The 19,869-nt window shown below is 63.3% G+C and carries 15 protein-coding genes and 1 pseudogene; 6 read left to right on the top strand and 10 right to left on the bottom strand.

The genetic code is table 11. From position 1 onward, the window contains the following. Positions 1–42: 42 nt before the first annotated feature. The 5 genes from NKJ12_RS12035 (at position 43) to NKJ12_RS12015 (ending at position 5,686) form a co-directional block, all read left to right on the top strand. Positions 43–1,686, top strand: a complete 1,644-nt coding sequence (locus NKJ12_RS12035; protein ID WP_352702838.1) for an MFS transporter — start codon at positions 43–45, stop codon at positions 1,684–1,686. Between the two features lie 137 nt (positions 1,687–1,823). Beyond that, a complete protein-coding gene (locus NKJ12_RS12030; protein ID WP_352702836.1) occupies positions 1,824–2,684 on the top strand; it encodes an FAD binding domain-containing protein in 861 nt (286 codons plus the stop codon). After that, on the top strand, positions 2,684–3,160 hold the full coding sequence (locus NKJ12_RS12025; RefSeq protein WP_352478287.1) for a (2Fe-2S)-binding protein: 477 nt from the start codon (positions 2,684–2,686) through the stop codon (positions 3,158–3,160). Before NKJ12_RS12030 ends, NKJ12_RS12025 begins: the two co-directional genes overlap by 1 nt. Before the next feature lie 16 nt (positions 3,161–3,176). After that, on the top strand, positions 3,177–5,441 hold the full coding sequence (locus tag NKJ12_RS12020; RefSeq protein ID WP_352689976.1) for a xanthine dehydrogenase family protein molybdopterin-binding subunit: 2,265 nt from the start codon (positions 3,177–3,179) through the stop codon (positions 5,439–5,441). Further along, positions 5,441–5,686, top strand: coding sequence for a MoaD/ThiS family protein (locus NKJ12_RS12015; RefSeq protein WP_023675441.1), 246 nt, complete (start codon positions 5,441–5,443; stop codon positions 5,684–5,686). The genes NKJ12_RS12020 and NKJ12_RS12015 overlap by 1 nt, the downstream gene beginning before the upstream one ends. 193 nt (positions 5,687–5,879) lie before the next feature. Here NKJ12_RS12015 and NKJ12_RS12010 read toward each other — a convergent pair whose 3' ends face one another. The 7 genes from NKJ12_RS12010 to NKJ12_RS11980 form a co-directional block, all read right to left on the bottom strand. Then, complete coding sequence (locus tag NKJ12_RS12010; protein WP_112563035.1) at positions 5,880–6,299, bottom strand: Ohr family peroxiredoxin; 420 nt, start codon at positions 6,297–6,299, stop codon at positions 5,880–5,882. Between the two features lie 56 nt (positions 6,300–6,355). Beyond that, entirely contained in the window at positions 6,356–7,375 is a 1,020-nt protein-coding gene (locus tag NKJ12_RS12005; RefSeq protein WP_352702965.1) for an alpha/beta fold hydrolase, read from the bottom strand. Positions 7,376–7,418: 43 nt separating this feature from the next. Beyond that, positions 7,419–8,537: a redoxin domain-containing protein gene (locus NKJ12_RS12000; RefSeq protein WP_352702833.1), complete on the bottom strand. Its 1,119-nt coding sequence runs from the start codon at positions 8,535–8,537 to the stop codon at positions 7,419–7,421. Positions 8,538–8,609: 72 nt separating this feature from the next. Further along, positions 8,610–9,206: a VOC family protein gene (locus NKJ12_RS11995; protein WP_352702832.1), complete on the bottom strand. Its 597-nt coding sequence runs from the start codon at positions 9,204–9,206 to the stop codon at positions 8,610–8,612. A gap of 49 nt (positions 9,207–9,255) precedes the next feature. Next, positions 9,256–10,590, bottom strand: a complete 1,335-nt coding sequence (locus NKJ12_RS11990) for an epoxide hydrolase family protein (RefSeq protein ID WP_352702830.1) — start codon at positions 10,588–10,590, stop codon at positions 9,256–9,258. After that, positions 10,587–11,015 carry a DUF6130 family protein gene (locus NKJ12_RS11985; RefSeq protein WP_352702828.1) on the bottom strand — a complete coding sequence of 143 codons (429 nt, stop codon included), beginning with the start codon at positions 11,013–11,015 and terminating at the stop codon, positions 10,587–10,589. The genes NKJ12_RS11990 and NKJ12_RS11985 overlap by 4 nt, the downstream gene beginning before the upstream one ends. Before the next feature lie 87 nt (positions 11,016–11,102). Then, on the bottom strand, positions 11,103–12,464 hold the full coding sequence (locus tag NKJ12_RS11980) for an epoxide hydrolase family protein (protein ID WP_352702826.1): 1,362 nt from the start codon (positions 12,462–12,464) through the stop codon (positions 11,103–11,105). 224 nt (positions 12,465–12,688) lie between these two features. On the opposite strand from NKJ12_RS11980, the pseudogene NKJ12_RS11975 reads away from it, so the two are divergent. Beyond that, positions 12,689–15,542, top strand: a pseudogene (locus NKJ12_RS11975) (ATP-binding protein). A 403-nt stretch (positions 15,543–15,945) separates the two neighbouring features. On the opposite strand, the gene NKJ12_RS11970 reads toward NKJ12_RS11975, so the two are convergent. The 3 genes from NKJ12_RS11970 to NKJ12_RS11960 all read right to left on the bottom strand — a co-directional run bounded on the left by NKJ12_RS11970 (position 15,946) and on the right by NKJ12_RS11960 (position 19,783). Further along, positions 15,946–16,962 carry an aminopeptidase gene (locus tag NKJ12_RS11970; RefSeq protein WP_352702963.1) on the bottom strand — a complete coding sequence of 339 codons (1,017 nt, stop codon included), beginning with the start codon at positions 16,960–16,962 and terminating at the stop codon, positions 15,946–15,948. A gap of 368 nt (positions 16,963–17,330) precedes the next feature. Continuing rightward, positions 17,331–17,750 carry a DOPA 4,5-dioxygenase family protein gene (locus NKJ12_RS11965; protein ID WP_352702823.1) on the bottom strand — a complete coding sequence of 140 codons (420 nt, stop codon included), beginning with the start codon at positions 17,748–17,750 and terminating at the stop codon, positions 17,331–17,333. A 149-nt stretch (positions 17,751–17,899) separates the two neighbouring features. Continuing rightward, a complete protein-coding gene (locus NKJ12_RS11960; protein ID WP_502905706.1) occupies positions 17,900–19,783 on the bottom strand; it encodes a chloride channel protein in 1,884 nt (627 codons plus the stop codon). Positions 19,784–19,869: the final 86 nt, after the last annotated feature.

Here is a 19,869-nt window from a genome sequence, read left to right as displayed (position 1 = left end):
TTCATCGGAAGAACAAACGCATTTGAGCCCGGGAAAGCATTTATGAGGGACGACACACCGGAAAGCGAAAGCGCCTCGGCGCTGGCGCCGTTCCGGCACGGCATCTTCCGGGCGGTGTGGTCCGCCAGCCTGGTTTCCAATTTCGGCGGTCTCATCCAGGGCGTTGGCGCCGCCTGGATGATGACGACGATCGCCACCTCGTCCTACCAGGTCGCGTTGGTCCAGGCCTCGACCACCTTGCCGATCATGCTGTTTGCGCTGCTGGCCGGCGCTATCGCCGACAGCTTCAACCGGCGCAAAATCATGCTGATCGCGCAGATGTTCATGCTCGTCGTCTCGGCTCTTCTGACCGTCTTCACCTATCTCGACCTGATGACGCCGTGGACGCTGCTCGCCTTCACCTTCCTGATCGACAGCGGCACCGCGCTCAACAGCCCGTCCTGGCAGGCTTCGGTTGGCGACATGGTGCCTCGCACCAAGGTGCCGGCGGCGATCGCGCTCAACTCGATGGGCTTCAACCTGACGCGCAGCGTCGGCCCGGCGATCGGTGGTATCATCGTTGCCGCGGCAGGTGCCGCCGCGGCCTTCGCCGTCAACACGCTGAGCTATGTCGGCCTCATCGTCGTGCTGGCCCGCTGGAAGCCGGAACTGCCGGCATCGACCTTGCCGCGCGAGACGCTGGGCGCCGCAATGGGCGCTGGCCTGCGCTACGTCGCCATGTCGCCTAACATCGGCAAGGTGCTGGTCAGGAGCTCCGCTTTCGGCTTCAGCGCCGGCGCGGTCCTGGCATTGCTGCCGCTGGTCGCACGTGACGTCGTCAAGGGTGATGCCCTGAGCTACGGCATCATGCTCGGCGCCTTCGGCATCGGCGCCGTCGGCGGCGCGCTGATCAGCGTCAGGCTACGGCAGCTGCTGTCCAGCGAAACCATGGTGCGCACGGCATTCGCCGGTTTCGCCGTCTGCGCCGTCAACGCCGCCGTCAGCAATCATGCGTGGCAGACGTCGCTCGGCCTGCTGGTCGGCGGCGCCTGCTGGGTGACGGCGCTGTCGCACTTCAACGTCACCGTACAGATGTCGACGCCGCGCTGGGTGGTCGGCCGCGTGCTCTCAGTCTACCAGACCGCGACCTTCGGCGGCATCGCGCTCGGCAGCTGGGTCTGGGGCGTCGTCGCCGACGCGCATGGCGCCGAAGTCGCCCTGATGGCGGCCAGCGTCGCCATGCTGGCGGGAGGTGCCATCGGCCTGCTGCTGCCGCTGCCGCAGCAGGCGGTGCTCAACCTCGATCCGCTCAACCGCTTCCAGGAGCCGCATCTGGCGCTTGATCTCAAGCCGCGCAGCGGTCCAATCGCCATCATGATCGAATATGTCATCCGTAACGAGGACGTGCCGGAATTCCTCGCCACCATGGCCGAGCGCGGCCGCATCCGCCGCCGTGACGGCGCCCGCAACTGGACATTGGCGCGCGATCTCGAGAATCCGTCGATATGGATCGAGCACTACCACACGCCGACCTGGGTCGAGTATATCCGCCACAATCGGCGCGCCACCTACGCGGACGCCGTCATCGGCGAGCGTATAAGGGCGCTGCACAGCGGCAACGAGCCACCGCGCGTCCGCCGCATGATCGAGCGCCCGACGACAGCCGGCACGGCGCTGGTCATGCCGAAGGGGCCGATCGAGCATTAGTGGCTGGCGGTGCGTCCAGTTGGACGAGCAAAATGAAATTGCGGCGCCTGGCCCAATCCGCGAATGCACGAACAGGATGGCCATTGTCGAGAGACGGTTATATCAGTTGATGTGACTATGACCAGTAAGGGGAGACGATGCGTTACATACGTCCGCTTTCAATTGAAGACGCCGCCGGCCTGTTGGCCGACTCAGCCGGCACGGCCGCCATCCTCGCCGGAGGCAGCGACCTCTTGGTAAGAATGAAGGGCGGCTTTATCGAACCCGACCTGATCGTCGACATCAAGGCGATCGACGGGCTTGGCGAGATCAGGGAAACAGCCGAGGGCTTCAGCATCGGCGCGGCGGTCCCATGCGCCGTGCTGGGCGAGAACACGGCCCTGCAGAAGGCATGGCCCGGCGTCGTCGAAGCGGCCAAGCTGATCGGCTCGAAGCAGGTGCAGGGACGCTGCACCATCGTCGGCAATCTCTGCAACGCCTCGCCGGCCGCCGACAGCGTGCCGGCACTGGTGGCCGCTGGCGCCAAGGCGGTGGTCGTCGGCCCTGGAACCAGGCGACCGATTGCCGTGGAAGCGGTGCCGACTGGGCCGGGCAAGACGTCGCTGGCCAAGGGCGAGATCATCGAGGCAATCCTGCTCGACAAACGTCTGCCGCGTTCGGGCGATGCCTATCTGCGTTTCATTCCGCGTACCGAGATGGACATCGCGGTGGTCAGCGCCGGCGTGAACCTGACGCTCGATGAGCAAGGTCGCGTCAAATCCGCCCGCCTGGCGCTAGGCGCCGTGGCGCCGACGGTGGTTCTGGTCGAGGAGGCTGCCGAGGTTCTCATCGGCTCCAAGCTGGACGAAGCCACGTTGGAAAGGCTCGCCAAAGTCTGCTCGGGCGCCTGCCGTCCGATCGACGACAAGCGAGGCACTATCGAATTCAGACGGAAAGTTGCGGGTGTGCTGGCCAAGCGGGCCGCCACGACCGCCTATGCACGTGCAGGAGGCAAGTGATGGCCGGTGTAGCAGTATCAACGACAATCAACGGCGACAATGTCGAGTTCCTTTGCCAGCCGGACGAGACGCTGCTTGATGTCCTGCGCGATCGCCTGGGGCTGACGGGCGCCAAGGAAGGCTGCGGCACCGGCGACTGCGGCGCCTGCAGCATCATCCTCGACGATCGGCTGGTGTGCTCGTGCCTGGTGCTCGGTGCGGAAGCCGAGGGCCGTCACCTCGAGACCATCGAGGGTATGGCGCATGGCGACAGGCTGCATCCGCTGCAGCAGAAATTCCTGGAGCACGCCGCACTTCAATGCGGCGTCTGCACGCCGGGCTTCCTCATGGCGGCCAAGGACCTTTTGGCCAAGAACCCCGATCCGACCGAGGAGGAGATCCGCTTCGGCCTCGCCGGGAACCTCTGCCGCTGCACCGGCTATGACAAGATCGTGCGTGCCGTTCAGGACGCCGCCATCGTAATGAAACAAGCGTGATGAAGGGAGCATAACGATGAATTTCGATCCGCGTTACTCCGGACGCAATTTCACCTCTGTCGGCACGCGTCCCATTCGTCCCGATGGTGTCGACAAGGTGACGGGCCGCGCACGCTATGGCGCCGACTTCAACATGGCCGGGCAGTTGGTCGGGCGCGTTCTCAGAAGCCCCCATGCGCATGCCACGATCAGGAAGATCGACACGTCGAAGGCGCAGATGCTCCCCGGCGTCAAGGCGGTGATCACCGCGGCCGACCTGCCCGACCTGACCGACGGCGATGCCGCCATGTACGACATCCTCGACAACTGCATGGCGCGCAAGAAAGCGCTCTATGACGGCCATGCCGTGGCCGCGGTCGCTGCGGTCGATGCCCGCACGGCGAGGCAGGCACTGAAGCTGATCGAGGTCGACTACGAGGTGCTGCCGCATGTCACCGACGTCGACGAGGCGATGAAGCACTCCGCACCCCTGATCAACGACGCCATCTTCACCGAGGGCCTCGAGGAAAAGCCCGTCAAGCCTTCAAACGTCACCAAGCGCACCCAGTACGGCCATGGCGACATCCATGAAGGCTTCGGCCAGGCCGATTACGTCGTCGAACGCTCCTTCAAGACCGAGCAGACGCACCAGGGTTATATCGAGCCGCATGCCTGCGTGGCCAATGTCAGCTCCGACGGCACCGCCGACCTCTGGGTCTGTACGCAGGGCCATTTTGTCTACCGCCAGCACTGTGCCCAGTTGCTTGGCATGGAAGCCTCGAAGCTGCGCGTCACCTCGTCGGAGATCGGCGGCGGTTTCGGCGGCAAGACCCATGTCTGGGCCGAGCCGGTGGCACTGGCGCTGTCACGCAAGGCCGGCCGGCCGGTCAAGCTGGTCATGACGCGCGACGAGGTGTTCCGCGCCTCCGGCCCGACCAGCGCCACCTCGATCGATGTTCGGATCGGCGCCCGCAAGGACGGCACGATTACGGCGGCCGAGGCGACGCTGCGCTATTCCTGCGGCCCCTATGCCGGCATGTGGGCCGAGATCGGCGCCATGACCGCCTTTGCCTGCTACAAGCTCGAGAACGTCAAGACGGTCGGCTACGAAGTGCTGGTCAACCGGCCCAAGACCGCGGCCTATCGGGCGCCGTCGGCGCCGATGGCAGCGTTTGCGGTGGAAAGCGCGGTCGACGAGCTGGCCAAGGAGATCGGCATGGACCCGGTCGAGTTTCGGATCAGGAACGCGGCGCAGGAAGGCACCAGATCGTCCTACGGCCCGGTATATGGGCCGATCGGCATCGGGCCGACGCTGGAGGCGGCCAAGAACCATCCGCACATGAAGGCGCCGCTCGGCAAGAATCAGGGCCGCGGCATGGCTTGCGGCTTCTGGTTCAACTTCGGCGGCCAGACCTGCACCGACCTCAACATAGGCATGGATGGCTCGGTCTCGCTTGCCGTCGGCACGGTCGATGTGGGTGGTTCCCGCGCGTCGCTGTCGCTGGTGGCGGCGGAGGAGCTCGGTATCCCCTATGAGCAGATCAAGGCGGTGGTCGCCGATACCTCCAGCCTCGGCTACAACGACATGACGGACGGCAGCCGCGGCACCTTCTCGTCTTCGATGGCGACGATCTCCGCCGCTCGCAACGCCATCAAGATCCTGCGAGAACGCGCCGCGCAGATGTGGGACATAGCCGTCGACGACGTGGTCTGGGAAGAGGGTCATGCGATTGCCAAGGGCGCGACGCACGGCAACCTCTCGCCGCTGTCGCTGAAGGAGATCGCGGCCGCTTCCGGAAAGACGGGCGGACCCATTGCAGGCCATAGCGAGCTCGTCGCCGACGGCGCCGGCGTCTCCTTCGCCACCCATATCTGCGATATCGAGGTGGACCCCGAGACAGGCTCGACCAGGGTGCTGCGCTACACCGTCGTTCAGGACGCCGGCAAGGCGGTGCATCCGACCTATGTGGAGGGGCAGTACCAGGGCGGTGCCGCGCAAGGCATCGGCTGGGCGCTCAACGAGGAGTATATCTACGGCAAGGACGGGCGGCTGCAGAACCCTGGCTTCCTGGATTACCGCATCCCGGTCTGCTCGGACCTGCCGATGATCGACACGCAGATCCTCGAGATCCCCAATCCTAACCATCCTTACGGGGTGCGCGGCGTCGGCGAGACCTCGATCGTGCCGCCGCTGGCGGCGATCGCCAATGCGGTGTCGAACGCCGCGGGCGTGCGGATGACGCATATCCCGATGTCGCCGCCGCGCATCCTGGCGGCGCTCGAGGCGGAACGGGGAGGCTGATGGTCGAAGTAACGCTCTGGGGGTCGCTCGGCGCGATCGCCGGAGGCAAGAGCAAGGTCGAGATCGAGGCCAAGGATATTCGGGAGCTGTTCAGGAAACTGGCTGAACAGTATCCCGGCCTCGAGCCATACATCGATCGCGGCATCGCCGTCGCCATCGACGGGACGATCTATCGCGACACCTGGTCGAAGGAACTGCCGGAAGGGGCGGAGATTTTTTTGTTGCCGCGGTTGGCTGGGGGGTAGGCGAGGTCGTCGGCATTGCCTAGCATCAAGGTCTCAAACGTCGTTGATGGGGCCGACAACGGACCGGCAGCTTCGAGCCCGCGGATATCGAAAGCGGACATTCACGTCGAGTGGGCATGATCATGATCTGACCCCGAACAGACTGGGAGCGAGGTGCCAAAAGCTTCAACGCCGAAGAGCGATGTAGGTCAAATCAGACGATCCTCATTATGACATCGATATTGCCCCGTGTCGCTTTGGAGTAAGGACAAATCTCGTGCGCTTCATCCACCAGAATTTGTACCACATCGCGCTCCAGACTCGGCACGGCAATATCCAGTTGGACGCTAAGAAAGTGGCCGTTTTCTCCGTAGTTCAGATTCACCTCGGCCTCGATGCTCATCCCTGCAGGCAGCGCGATTTTTCGTTCGTGGGCCGCAGATGCGATTGCGCTTGCGAAGCTGGCCGACCAGCCGGCCGCGAGCAACTGCTCCGGATTGGTGCCGATGCGCGCCGATCCAGGCGTCGATAGCCAGATGTCCAGAAGGCCGTCGGAACTGCGCGAGGCGCCATTTTCGCGGCTGCCCGTGGTTGCGGTCCTGGCCGTATAGACAACCCTTGCGATGTGGCTCATTGGCATTCTTTTGCTGGTAGCGGTAACCGCCGCTTGGGCGGTTGCCGCGAACTCCATCAGGCGTCGACTTCGACAACTGCATCGGCAAAGGCCTGCGGCGCTTCCTGGGGCAGGTTGTGCCCGATGCCGCCGCTGACGACCCGATGCGCGTATCTGGCCGGGAACATCGTGGCGTACACGCTGGCGTCCGGATGCGGCGCGCCATTGGCGTCGCCTTCGAGGGTGATCGTCGGCACGCCGATGACCGGTGCCTGGGCGAGTCGCTCCTCGAACGCGTCGTATTGCTGCTCGCCGGCGGCGAGTCCGAGCCGCCAGCGATAATTGTGGACCACAATGGCCACGTGATCGGGATTGTCGAAGGCTGCGGCGCTGCGCTCGAATGTGGCATCGTCGAAATTCCACTGCGGCGACGCAAGTTGCCAGATCAGCCTGGCGAAATCCCGTGTGTATTTCTCGTAGCCGGCGCGGCCGCGATCGGTGGCGAAGTAATATTGATACCACCATTGCAGCTCAGCCTTGGGTGGCAGCGGCAGCTTGCCGGCTTGCTGGTTGCCGATGAGGTAGCCGCTCACCGAGACCATCGCCTTGCAGCGTTCAGGCCATAGTGCGGCAATGATGTTCGCGGTGCGGGCGCCCCAGTCGCAGCCGCCAATCGTCGCCTTTTCGATGCCCAGCGCGTCCATCAGGGCGACAATGTCCGCGGCAATCGCAGACTGCTGACCGTTGCGCATCGTGTCATCCGACAGGAATCGGGTCGTGCCGTATCCGCGCAGGTAGGGCACAATCACGCGGTACCCCTTTGCGGCAAGCAGGGGAGCGACATCGGCATAGGTGTGGATGTCATACGGCCAGCCATGTAGCAGGATGACGGGCGGGCCGTCGGTCGGTCCAAGTTCCGCATAGCCGACGCTCAGCACGCCGGCCTCGATCCGCTTCAAGGGCCCAAAGGACGCCGCAGGCTCGCCAGTCGTCTGTTGCGCTTGTGCCGGGCCGATCAGGCCGAACTGAGTGGCGGCGACAGCCATCGCGGCGGCGCCAAAGAACCGACGGCGATCTTGGTCGATCTCATCCGGGATATTGAGTGAATGCATTTGGGAACCTCTATCCTTGCGCGGGCGATCAGCCGAACGTGAATGCAAAGACCTCCACGCCTGAGTCGAGAAACTCGATCTCGAACTGCCGATCGATGATGGGTTTCGATTGTCGGATCAGTTGGTACAGGCGCTGCTCTGTCACTGCGCCTTCGCCCTTTTCATTGACGTCGATGCCGTGAGCCGTGCCTGGCGGCTGTCCGTCGATCAGCACGCGAAATCTCACAGACGTTCCCGGCGCTGCCGGACCCATGACCAGATGAAGGTCGCGCGCGTGAAAACGGTACGCGATGCGGCCATCGGCCTTGTTCAGTACGGCGGTTTCTTTCCTTACCGTCCAACTGCCAGACAGCCCCCACTCATTCAGGCGTAGTCGCGCCGGCACGTCGTAGATGTGCGGCGCGTCCAAGACCGCTTCATCGCCGGAGGCAAAATTCTGGGTGCGTTCGTAGCCGAGATAATTTTCCAGAGACTTGAGGGTCTCCCAATCGGCCGCGGCTTCGATGCCGCGGGCATCGACCGACACAGGCTCACGGTCGAATCCGCCGGCGCCAGCCTCAGTCAGCAATTCCTGGATGACCATTTCCGACTGTTGGTATGAGCCCTCGCCAAAGTGGTGATACCGGACGCGTCCTCGCGAATCGACGAAATAGAGTGCCGGCCAGTACTGGTTGCTGAAAGCCCGCCATATGAGATGGTCATTGTCGACGGCGATCGGGTAATCGATCCCCAGGTCTTTCACCGCCCGGTGCACGTTGTTCAGGTCTTTTTCGAACGCGAACTCCGGCGCGTGGATTCCGATCACCACCAAACCATGCTTCCGGTATTTCTCGTCCCAGGTCTGAACGTAGGGAAGCGTGCGCAGCCAGTTGATGCAGGTGTAGGTCCAGAAATCGATGAGGACGACCTTGCCATGCAAAGCCGACGCCGTCAGCGGCGGCGAATTTATCCACTCGTTCGCCACGCCAAGCGAAGCAAGCTCGGATTGACCCTCAAACTGGAGGGAGAAAAGTCCGTGAAGAAACGGAACCCTCATCGGTGCGGAGGCTATCGGCTGAGCCACATTCGTGTCTCCCAGAAAACTGGCAATCGGAGCCCCGATTGCCAGTGCGAGCACCACGGCGACGAGCAGCTTGGTTGCTTTCATCGACGACGCCTTTTCAGTTTCGATCGATATCGCCGCGGAGACGATTCGGCGACGCGCTGCGCGCTGAATCCTTCAAAGCGGAAGCTCTTTGCCGGCCTGCTCAGCCACCATGTATTCCGCGTACCAGTCCGGCCAGTTCTCATCGCGCTGGCCGCCGTTGCGCTTCTCGTGCTCGCCGTGGGCCTCCGACGCGCGTCGCAGCGCGGCAGCAAGATCCGCTCCGGAAGCGTAGGTCGTGACATTGGAGTCGATCCGGCCGGGAAAGCGGGTGGTGATTTCCTGCAGCAGCCATTCGTTGCCGTCCGGGTCCTTGAACGTCGCGAACGAGGAGTAGCTGCGCCGCTCGGGATCGCGCCCCTTGACCGCCGGCTTGCCGGGACCTGCGCGGTGAAACGCCTCGCTGACCTCGGCGCCGTGGCCAATGAGCTCGACGCGCGCCGCCTCGATGTCCGACACGACAAGATAAAGTCCGCTTGCCGAGCCGGGCGCCGCCGTCGTGATCCCCGTGCCGAAGTGGATCGAGGCAGGCGAGCCCGGAGGTGTGAACTGCACACCCCGGAACGTATCGCCGACGACGAAATCGCCGTCGAGCCGCCAGCCCAGGCCGCTATAAAAGCTCTTGGCGCGATCGACGTCCGAGACGGGGATGACCACGACCTCGAGCTTCATGTCGAGCGCCTGCTTTTTGAGGGTCCCGGTCGCAGTTTCGCGCTTTTCGTCATGGGGCGGTTTCATGGTTTGAGACATTTGTCGTTCCTTTCGAGTAAGGTGGTTGTTTGGTTTGCCGCAGCGGCCTGAACGCGGCGCGCAACTCGGCAGAAAAGAGCTCCGGCTGCTCCCACGCGGCGAAGTGGCCGCCTTTGTCGGCCTCATGGAAGTAGATCAGGTTGGGGTAGGCGCGCCTGGCCCAGGTCTCGGGGGCCCGATAGCCTTCCCCCGGAAAGACCGTGATGGCCACCGGCAGCGAGACTTCGCTGGTCTTTTCAGCGCCGGCAAAAACGGGACTGCGCCCGCCGCCGTACTCCCAGTAAATTCGCCCGGACGAGGTGGCGGTGTTCGTCAGCCAGTACAGCGTGATATCGTCCAGCACTTCGTCAGGCGACTTTTCAGGGTCGCTTTTGTCGTAGGTCCAGCCCGAAAAGCCCGGATGTCCGAGCATCCAAGCGGCGAGCCCTGCGGGGGAGTCATTGATGGCGTAACCGATCGTCTGGGGCCGGGTGCCCATCATCGTGGCGTAGGATCTGTTCCCCATCTTGGCGGCCATGCTGAGCGCATCGAACGCCGCGCGCTCCTTGTCCGTGAGCCCCGACGGCGCCGGTCCGCCGGCGGCGAGCACCGCGGCAATCTCTGGCGGTACGACAGCCGGCAGGTTGACATGAATGCCGAGCAGGCCTGCCGGGGCCAGACGTCCCATTGCATTCGAAACGGGAGAGCCCCAGTCGCCGCCCTGGGCGACGTAATCTGTGTAGCCAAGGCGCTTCATCAGCTCTGCCCAGGCTCGTGCAATGCGGTCTGTACCCCAGCCAGTATCTGTGGGTTTGCCGGAGAAGCCGAAACCCGGCAACGACGGCAGTACGAGGTCGAACGCGTCTTCCGGGCTACCGCCATGCGCCGTGGGATCGGTGAGCGGGCCGACGGTCTTGAGCAGTTCGAGCACCGAGCCGGGCCAGCCATGCGTCATGATCAGCGGCAGGGCATTGGGATGTTTCGAGCGAACGTGAATGAAGTGGATTTCCACGCCGTCGATCGTGGTCATGAACTGGGGCAGGGAATTCAGCTTCGCTTCCGCTGTCCGCCAGTCGTAGGCCGTGCCCCAATACTCGACGAGCGGCCTGATCTTCGCGAGCTGTATGCCCTGCGACTGGTCATCGACCGTCTCCCGGTCGGGCCACCGTGTCTGCGCAATGCGACTGCGAAGATCATCGAGCGGCGCTTGCGGCACATAGACTTTGAAGGGCCGGATCGAGCGATCCTCAACCGGGTTGGCGGAGGCGGGCGCGGAAAGGACGCAAAGCCCGAATGCCAGCACGGCCGCCAGTTGGTCGAGCCTCATGGCTGCACCGTCTTGTCCGGAGTGTGGAACGTCACCGTTTGTTTGGTGAAGACTTTGCCTTCTGGATCCACCACCTCGATCAGCACCATGTGCTGGCCGCTTGGCATTCCCACCAAGATGATGGTGTTGCTCTGACCGTAGTCCGCCCACGCCCAAGGCAGGTCGTCGACGGTGACGTGCAGATGCCCGATCCGCGGAGACACGTTGCGCGCGGCCGCCCCGCCCACAGGCAGGATGCGCAAGTTCTCCACCCGGTACGGGATGAACACGACGCCGCCGGCCAGCGGACCCGGAAGCGGCGGCTCCACGATCAGCTTGGGTGCGGGCTCGTTGTCGATGGGAACGACTGTACTCTGGGCAAACGCGCCCGTGGCGAGCACGGTGCAAGCCGCGAGTGCGGCGAGCGTCTTGATGAGAGGGTTCATTGCAGTCGCTCCCTTCGGAGGTTCGCTACGCAGCTATCGCTGGGCGGAAGATGACGCGCGTCCGGCGCGCCATCCCCCGCCAACACGTCATGTCTGCAACGTCTTGAATGTTGCGCGCACCTCATCGGTGAAACTCTTCGGCTGCTCCCAGGCGGCGAAATGGCAGCCCTTGTCCGTGCGGCCATAGTGCAGAAGCTTCGGGAACGCGCGTTCGGTCCAACTCTTCGGTGCGGTGTAGATTTCGCTGGGGTTCGCAGTCGCACCGACGCGAATTGTGATGCCCTTGGCGTCGAAGAAGCCGGCCTTCGCCGTTTGCGTATGTTCCCAATAGAGACGCGCCGACGAGATCGCCGTGTTCGTCAGCCAGTAGAACGTGATGTTGTCGAGGATGTCGTCGCGGGTAAGGCCCTCCGGCTCTCCATCGAAGGAACGGGCGATCAGCGCATAACTATCCGCATCGTGATCGAGGATCCACGCCGCCAGGCCGGCCGGTGAATCGACGATCCCGTAGAGAGTTTGCGGACGAAGAGCCATCTCGTTGGCGTAGCCCAGGCCGTTTTTGTAGAAGAACGCTACCTGCTCGTAGGCACGCTTCTCGTCGGGGCCAAGATCAGCGGGGGGCGGACCGCCGGAGGCTAGCGCCTTCACGATCTCCGGCGGAATGGTCCCCGGCATATTCGTGTGGATGGCGACCAGCTCGGGAGGTGCGATCAGGGCCATCTGTTCCGTGATGAGTGCTCCCCAATCGCCGCCCTGCGCGACGTAGCGGTCGTAGCCGAGGCGTCTCATCAGCACGATCCACGCCCGCGCGATGCGCCCCGGATCCCAACCGGTTTCGGTGGGCTTGCCGGAAAAGCCGTAGCCCGGCATCGACGGGATCACCACGTCGAACGCGTCGGCCGCGGTACCGCCGTGCGCAGTGGGATTGGTGAACGGATCGATGATCTTTAGGAGTTCGATGACCGAACCGGGCCAGCCATGCGTGATGATGACAGGCAGTGCGCCCCGATGTTTGGATTTCACGTGGATGAAGTGGATGTCCAGGCCGTCGATCTCGGTGACGAAATTCGGCAGCGCCTTCAACCGCGCCTCGCATTTGCTCCAATCATATTCCGTTCCCCAATACTGCATGAGCTTCTGCATCGTGGCGAGTTGCACGCCCTGCGTTGGCCCTACCGTCGCAGGGGTCGACCAGATCCGCCGGGAGGCCTCGTCGGATACGAGCTCGCGCTCGGGCCAGCGCGTAGCGACGATGCGCCGGCGAAGCTCGGTGAGCTCCTCCTGCGGGAAGCTAACGGTGAAGGGGCGGATGCCATCGCTGGTTGATGCGGCGGCCTTTTGTGACGGGAGCAGGCTCGCGGCGCCTGCGGCGGCGATGCCGACCGCGGCAGTGCCCAAGAGTCGCCGGCGATCCTGGTCGATTGTTTCGGAGGTTCTGGTCGTGTCCATGGGACTCTCCTGGGGTTGATGGATGCGATCTGCACTGCTTGACGTACCCCCGGGAGATGGGATTAGCCCGTTATGCGTCGTGAGCTCTTGTTAGTCGCTGCCCGCCAGCCGCTTTTTTGAGCAGATAGGAGGGGCCAGACAGTGGAGACTCCCTATGGTGCGGGAGCGTTCCTTGACTTAAACTGAGGCGCTGGGTGCAGGCGGCTCCCAAAAGAAGAGACGCCATGACGATAACGGCAAGTCAGGCCAAAGACAGATTGTCGTTTGGCCCTTTCTGCTTGGCTGCGGGTGAAAGGCTCCTGACAAGAGAGGGCGCTCCCGTAGAGCTGGGCTCGCGCGCCCTTGAAATTCTCATCGTCCTGACTTCCGCGCCGAATGAAGTCGTCAGCAAGAAGGATCTGATGTCGCGGGTCTGGCCCGATGTGGTTGTCGAGGAAGGCAGCCTGCGGTTCCATATGACCGGGCTGCGCAAGGCGCTGGGCGATGGAAAGGATGGCGCGCGTTACATCGCGACGCTTCCGGGGCGCGGCTATTGCTTCGTTGCACCGGTCTCGCGATCAAGCACACACGACGAAGCCCCATTGATCGCCGCTGGGTTTCCGCATGCGAATCTTCCAAACCGCTTGGGCAGAATGGTCGGGCGGGATGAGGACGTTCTCAAGCTTTCGGCGCAGCTGAATGCTTCGCGGTTCGTCACCATCGTTGGCGCCGGCGGTGTCGGTAAAACCACCGTCGCGATCGCAGTCGGGCATCATCTGATCGACGCATTTTATGGGGCAGTTCTGTTCGTCGATCTGGGAATGATCGGTGATCCCGGTCTGGTGACGACAGCCGTCGCCTCGATGCTTGGGCTGTCCGTTCAAACAGAAGATGCCACGCCAAACCTAATCGCTTACTTGCGCAACAAGCGGATTCTCTTGATCCTCGATACCTGTGAGCATCTCTTGGATGCGGTGGCGCCTTTGGCAGCAAGCATCGTCGATGCGACGTCACAGGTCCACATTCTGGCAACGAGCCGCGAGGTGCTTCGGGTTGAGGGCGAGCATATCTATCGATTGGATGCGCTTGCCTATCCGCCCGACGAACCTGGACTAACGGCGGCCATTGTCCAGACCTTCCCGGCCACCCAACTGTTCCTCGAACGAGCGGTGGCAGGCGGCGCTCGTTTGGACGTCAGCGATGCGGAAGCCCTGCTCATCGCAAGCATCTGTCGAAAGCTTGACGGCGTGGCGCTCTCCATCGAACTGGCGGCCAGGCGCGTCGAATCCTATGGGCTGCAACAGACCGCCGCGCTTCTTGATCAACGCCTGACACTGCTGTGGCTCGGTTCGCGGACCGCGCCGCCGCGTCAGCAAACCCTGCAGGCGACACTAGACTGGAGCTTGGGCCTCCTGACCGACCTTGAGCGCGTGGTGCTTCGCAGGCTCGCTGTATTCGTCGGTCATTTCACGCTCGATGCCGCACTGGAGGTGGTGACGAGCGCGACCCTCGACCGATCGACCGTCCTTGGCGCCATGGACAGTCTTGTCGCCAAATCGATCGTGGCGACGCGTCCGGTCGGAGCAATGATGCGCTACAGGCTCCTCGATACGACGCGCGCCTACGTTCTCGACATCCCGATCGATGACGCCGAGGCTGCCGATCTGGCAGTGCGCCACGCCGCCTACTATCGGAGATGGCTGGAGCAGACCGGGATCGAGTGGCCAAGCCTGGCGACCGGTGAGGAGCGGGCGCCTCACTTCGCCGCCATCAATAATGTCCGGGCTGCCTTGGAATGGTGCTTCGGCGACAGCGGAAACGCCGACATCGGCGTCGGACTCGCCACCGCTGTCGCGCCGGTTTTCCTGGCAATGTCCTTGTTGCCGGAGTGTCATCGCTGGTCTGAAAGAGCAATATTCGCTTTCGACGATGCCGCCCGCGGCGGACTTGACGAGATGCATCTTCAGGCAGCCCTCGGCGTGTCCTTCATGTTCATGCGGGGAGGACGCGACAGGGCGCGCGTAGCTCTGGAGAGGAGCCTGGCGATCGCCGAGGAGCGCGGCGATCCGCTGGACCGGGTGCGTCTGCTGGGTCCGCTCAACATGTTCCATCTGCGGACGGGCAATTTCGCAACCGCCCTTGAGTTTGCAAGGCGTTGTTCGGCCACAGCCGCGACCTTGGACGACTCGGTCGCCAGCGCGCTGGCACACTCGATCCTGGGCATCTCGCTCCACCTGCGAGGCGACCTTGCGCAGGCCCGCGCAGAGCTGGAGGCGGCGCTCGACCGTGGGCCGCGCTCCCAGCGGACCACGACGATCTATCTGGGCTTCGAAGGCAAAATCCTGGCCAGGGCCATCCTGGCGAGGAACCTTTGGCTACAAGGCCATCCGGATCAAGCCATGGCACACGCCCGACAGGCCGTCGAAGAGGCTGCCGCCATGGATCATTCTCTAACGTTGGCGATCGCGTTGATCTGGGCGATATCGGTCTTCCTTTGGACCGGCGACCTGAATAGCGCCGAGGCGTACATAGATATGCTCATCGCCCGCGCGGAATCCCATTCCATGACTCCTTACCTGCTGGTCGGTCGGGGTTTCAAAAGCGAAGTCGCGATCCGTCACGGCGATGCAAAAAGCGGCGTCGAGGGCCTGCAGACATCTCTTCAGAAGCTCCACGCGGCGCCTTATGAATTGCTCACGGACGCCGCTCAATCTCTCGCTAGTTAGGGGACTGTCCGCGATTGGTCAGGTTGATGAAGCCATTGCGTTGATCGACGAGTCGCTTGGTCAAGTCGAAAAGAACGGCGATCAATTGTACCTCCCGGAGTTGCTGCGGATGAAGGGAAGCCTCCTTCTCCAGTCGGAGCGCAACCGTGATGAAGCTGCCGCCTACCTCATGCAGGCACTGGAGTTGAGCCGAAGTCAGCGCGCACGGGCATGGGAGTTGCGAACCGCAATCGACATGGCGACGCTGATGGCCGGGCGAAGGGAGGCGGATAGCGCTCGCGAGCTCTTGCAACCAGTCGTGGAGCATTTCGTTGAGGGCCAGGAGACTGCGGATGTTATGGCTGCCGAGCACCTTCTGGCTACGCTGAGGTAGCAATCGTCAACGAAACTTCTTTCACTGATGATGACCTCTGCTTTGGGAGTAAAGTTGCTTGGCCTGTGAATTTCGTGATGGCCGCTTTTGGCGAAGGAACGGCGCTGTCGTAGTGACTGGTATTGGGCGCAAAGCGGCCGGTCATGCCAGCCTGAACTGCACTGCAGGCACACGCGATTTCCGACGCCGAACCTCACATACCGAAGGGCTACCCAGCCCCCCTACGCCCCAGCGTCGGCTCCGTATTCACCTCCAGCGCCTCTTCCGCCTCATCGTCCTCGCCGAGAACCTCGCCGTTCACCCCGGCGGCCGGCCCGATCCAGATCGGGTCGACCAGACGGTCGCGCTTGGGGTTGGTGGTGTTGAGGTGGATGAGAATGTTTCGGCCCGCTGCTTGTTCAAGTCACTCACAGCTATTCACCGCCTTCAGTGCTTCGGCACGGGACGGTTTGTCCGCGATGCGTCGAACAGACGCGTAGAACCTTGGATAGTCCCCGCCACACAGGTCGAACAAGTGGAGAAATGCCGGAACCTGTTCGCCGTAGACGGACGTCGCGGCGAGCTTTGCGTTGTTGATCGGCGTATCGAACCAGCGGTCGTATCCCCGGTATCCGGCCCAGCGCCTGTCGCGCATGTGCCGGTAGCGCGTCCGCAGCGTGTCGATCGCCGTTGCCTTGGCGGCCGCCATCTGCTGCGGCGTACGGGGACTTCCATAGATCTGGGCCAGCTCGTCGCGCGTTTTCGCCACCAGTTTGAGAAAATCGGCGTTGCGCTTGCGAGCGACTTCGTAGCGGCGCAATCCGGCCCGATCGCCGGCGGCGCGGAGCCATTTCCTTGTGCCGGTGGTTTCGACGGCAACCGCGAAAGCCTCGTTGAACGCGGAATCGCCCTCCACATAGAGGCGCTGATGGGCCAGTTCATGAAAGACAAGGCTTGCAAGATAGGTGTCATCCTGACGAAGCATGGTGCTGAGCAGCGGGTCGCTGGACCAGCCCAGCGTGGAATAGGCGGTGATGCCTGTGACGTAGACGTCCAGTCCCTGTCTCTGAAGCGCGACAGCGCTGTCCGTCGCGGATTTCCGGGAGAAGTAACCCCGGTAGGGAACGCAGCCGAAAACCGGAAAGCACCATGTTTTCGGCGCGAGCGAGAATTGCGGCGCTGCAAAAACGGCCCAGGTCACAGCGTCCCGGTGGATGTCGACGTAGCTGCGGTAGCTGCTGTTGTCAGGCAGGGCCAGTTCATCTGTCGCGAATTGTCTTATGGCGCTCGCCGACGTCAGCTTGCTGCGCAATGCCTCAGGTGTCGAAGGATCGCGGATCAGTCTTCCAACATTCTTGCGCGCCGCCATGATCCGAACATGACCCTCCAGCGACTGCGCGTAGTAGGAAATGCTTGTGCAGCCGGCCACCCCGAACGCCATGGTCAGCGCGGCCAGTATTCGAAGAACGCGCCTCACAATTTGCCCACCGCTTGCTTGTCTCCCCATGCAGCTCCCGTTCTCAAACAGAGCACCGATCTTCGTCAAGCAGACACCGGCCCAAAGTTACCGCACTCTTCGCCCGCCCCGACAACCGCATATGAGATTCTTGCGAGGAGGACCCCACCCTAACCCTCCCCACAAGGGGGAGGGAACGCTGCCGCGCACCTTTACGTCCTCCTTGGCATTGAAAGGGCATGCAATTTGCCGAGGTCAGCGCCAACAGAAGTTTCCCTCCCCCTTGTGGGGAGGGGTTAGGGGTGGGGGTACTCGTAGAGCGAAGACCTTGGTTGCCCTATGCGATTGCCCTGCTACACCCCCACCGTCGGCTGCGTATTCACCTCCAGCGCCTCCTCCGCCTCATCCTCCTCGCCAAGCACCTCGCCCTTCACCCCCAACGGCCGCCCTATCCAGATCGGGTCGACCAGATGGTCGCGCTTGGGGTTGGTGGTGTTGGGGTGGATGAGGATGCTCAAGCCGCCATGGTTCAGCATCAGCCATGGAACCAGCGTAGCGAAAATCCCGGTGGCGAAGGAGACCTGGTACATGGCCTGCTGATGCGGGCCGACCGGCTCGTCGCGCCAGTTGCCCAGGCGCACGCGGAAACGCTCGCCGATGCGCAGGCGCAGCCATTCGGCATGCTGCCGCTCGGCCTGCCCGTCATAGTAGATGTGCGCGTGATAGCTGACAATTTCCGAAAGCGGCCTTGGACTGACGGCGTCTTCGTTCACCTTGATGCTCTCCTTCGATGATAACCGGCAGACCCGAAGCATGGAAGGTCGACCTTGTCGAGGCTGCGTTGATGCCGCCTCTTACAGGGGGATAACCGGGACATCCGTCTCACTACCATCGATGACCAAGACTTGGCCTGTCACGTTCGCTACCCCTCGCCCGACAGATCGCGCCGCGCCTTGTCGAGTTCCTCGGCATAGCGCCGCATCAGATGGCCTTCGGTCAGCAGCCCGACCACCTTGCGGTCGGTGAAATCCTCGACCACCGCCAATTCCTCGGCGCCGGCGCGCTGAAAAGTCTCGGCGGCCGATTGCACGTTCATGCTCGGCACCAGCACCGCGTCCTTGAACTTGACGAAGGACAGCACCGGCATCTCGTCGTCCGACAAATGGCTGTGCAATTCGGCGACGATCAGCACACCGACATAATGCAGGTCGGCGTCGACCGCGATGACGCGCTGCGAGGCACCGAGCGGCACCTGCTTGCGGAATTCCGCAAGCGTCGTCGAGGCGTCGATGGTGCGGACATCCTTTCGCATCATCGAGCCGACAGTCAGGCTGCGCATCCAGCCGACATCATGCGCGCTGCGGATGGTTTCGCCGCGCAGATGAAAACGCCATGTCGAGAAGGAATAGCCGAAAGTTTCGCGCACCAGGATCGCCGCCATGAGCGAGGACGCCAGCACCACGCCGGTCAGCGTCAGGTCACGGGTCGATTCCAGCGCCAGGAAGGTCATCGTCAACGGGCCGCCGACGACGCCTACGGCGAGCGAGGTCATGCCGACGACGGCGGCGACGGCCGGGTCGATGCCGGTCGCCGGCGAGACGAATGCCATAGCGCCGGCAAACATCTTGCCGAGCAGCGCGCCGAGGAACAGCGAGGCAAAGAACAGGCCGCCGCGGAAGCCGGAGCCGAGCGAGATCGCCGACGCCGCCAGCTTCAGCACGAAGACGCTGGCCACCACGGCCAGCCCGTAATTCATCGCGAATTCGCGGTGCAGCGCGCCATGGCCGCTGGACAGGACCTGTGGCGTGACCAGCCCCAGCAGCCCGACCATCACGCCGCCGATGGCTGGGCGCAGCGAGGCGTCGATCGACAGCCGCGCAAAGACGCGCTCGATCATGCTCACCAGATGCATGATGGCGATGGAAGCGCCGCCGCCCAGAAGCCCGAGCAGCATGAACGGCAAATACTGGCTGACGGTGAGCGCCGGCAGACCGGCGAGTTCCAGCGGAAATGGCACGCCGCCGAACACCTCGGCGGTCAGCGAGGCTGAGATCGCGGCGGCCATTACCGGTGCGACATTGGCGACCGAGTAGATGCCGATGACCAGCTCGAACCCGTAGAAGGCGCCGGTCAGCGGCGCGTCGAAAGCGGCGGCGATCGCGCCGGCGGCACCGCAGCCGACCAGGATGCGAACATCGTTGCGGCGCAGCCTGAACAAGCGCGCCAGCCGCGACGCCAGGCCCGAACCCACCTGCGTATAGCCGGCCTCGAGCCCGACCGAAGCGCCGAAGCCGCTCGAGATCATCGTCTGCCCGGCGATGATGAAAGTGTCGGTCAGCGACATGCGGCCGCCGTAAATTGCATTGGCTTCGATCGGATCGACCGGCGTGCGGAACTTCCGCTTTCTCAGCCAGATCACCGTCAGCCCGAGCAGGATGCCGCCGATCGCCGGTATCAGCGCCTGCTCCGGCCTTTGCAGCGAAAACATCGCCGAAAGCCGACCGCCGGGCTGAACGCCGAACATGAGCCCATGCAGGACCTGCACCAGTCCGCTCATGCCGGTGACCAGCGCACCCGCCATCATCCCGACCAGGGCCGCCAGAATGACCACGGCAATGCCACGTGCCTCGAGCAGCGGGATAGATCTGATCAGCACCGCGCGCAACCGGCGGGCATAGACTTGCGGTTCGTTTCTGGGCGGTTCGTTTCTGGAAAGCACCGGGCGGCTCGCCGATATCCAAGGGGGAGTGGTGCCTGATACGCCCGGCGGCATCGCATGACAACATGAGCGCCCCCAAGGTGTCATGCCCGCGTGATGCTGCGGCGATAAACCCCATCTTCATCTCGGGGAGCCGCGTTGACGTAAACGTCAACCCGAAGCTATATGCGCCG

Source organism: Mesorhizobium sp. M0195 (genome assembly GCF_040322115.1).
Taxonomy (GTDB): domain Bacteria; phylum Pseudomonadota; class Alphaproteobacteria; order Rhizobiales; family Rhizobiaceae; genus Mesorhizobium.
This window is presented reverse-complemented; position numbering and strand designations above follow the sequence as displayed.

Bases quoted from the DNA above. Each gene is read 5' to 3' on its own strand.
- NKJ12_RS12035 (WP_352702838.1), top strand. From the start codon at position 43: ATGAGGGACGACACACCGGAAAGCGAAAGCGCCTCGGCGCTGGCGCCG.
- NKJ12_RS12030 (WP_352702836.1), top strand. From the start codon at position 1,824: ATGCGTTACATACGTCCGCTTTCAATTGAAGACGCCGCCGGCCTGTTG.
- NKJ12_RS12025 (WP_352478287.1), top strand. From the start codon at position 2,684: ATGGCCGGTGTAGCAGTATCAACGACAATCAACGGCGACAATGTCGAG.
- NKJ12_RS12020 (WP_352689976.1), top strand. From the start codon at position 3,177: ATGAATTTCGATCCGCGTTACTCCGGACGCAATTTCACCTCTGTCGGC.
- NKJ12_RS12015 (WP_023675441.1), top strand. From the start codon at position 5,441: ATGGTCGAAGTAACGCTCTGGGGGTCGCTCGGCGCGATCGCCGGAGGC.
- NKJ12_RS12010 (WP_112563035.1), bottom strand. From the start codon at position 6,299: ATGAGCCACATCGCAAGGGTTGTCTATACGGCCAGGACCGCAACCACG.
- NKJ12_RS12000 (WP_352702833.1), bottom strand. From the start codon at position 8,537: ATGAAAGCAACCAAGCTGCTCGTCGCCGTGGTGCTCGCACTGGCAATC.
- NKJ12_RS11995 (WP_352702832.1), bottom strand. From the start codon at position 9,206: ATGAAGCTCGAGGTCGTGGTCATCCCCGTCTCGGACGTCGATCGCGCC.
- NKJ12_RS11990 (WP_352702830.1), bottom strand. From the start codon at position 10,590: ATGAGGCTCGACCAACTGGCGGCCGTGCTGGCATTCGGGCTTTGCGTC.
- NKJ12_RS11985 (WP_352702828.1), bottom strand. From the start codon at position 11,015: ATGAACCCTCTCATCAAGACGCTCGCCGCACTCGCGGCTTGCACCGTG.
- NKJ12_RS11980 (WP_352702826.1), bottom strand. From the start codon at position 12,464: ATGGACACGACCAGAACCTCCGAAACAATCGACCAGGATCGCCGGCGA.
- NKJ12_RS11970 (WP_352702963.1), bottom strand. From the start codon at position 16,962: ATGGCGTTCGGGGTGGCCGGCTGCACAAGCATTTCCTACTACGCGCAG.
- NKJ12_RS11960 (WP_502905706.1), bottom strand. From the start codon at position 19,783: ATGACACCTTGGGGGCGCTCATGTTGTCATGCGATGCCGCCGGGCGTA.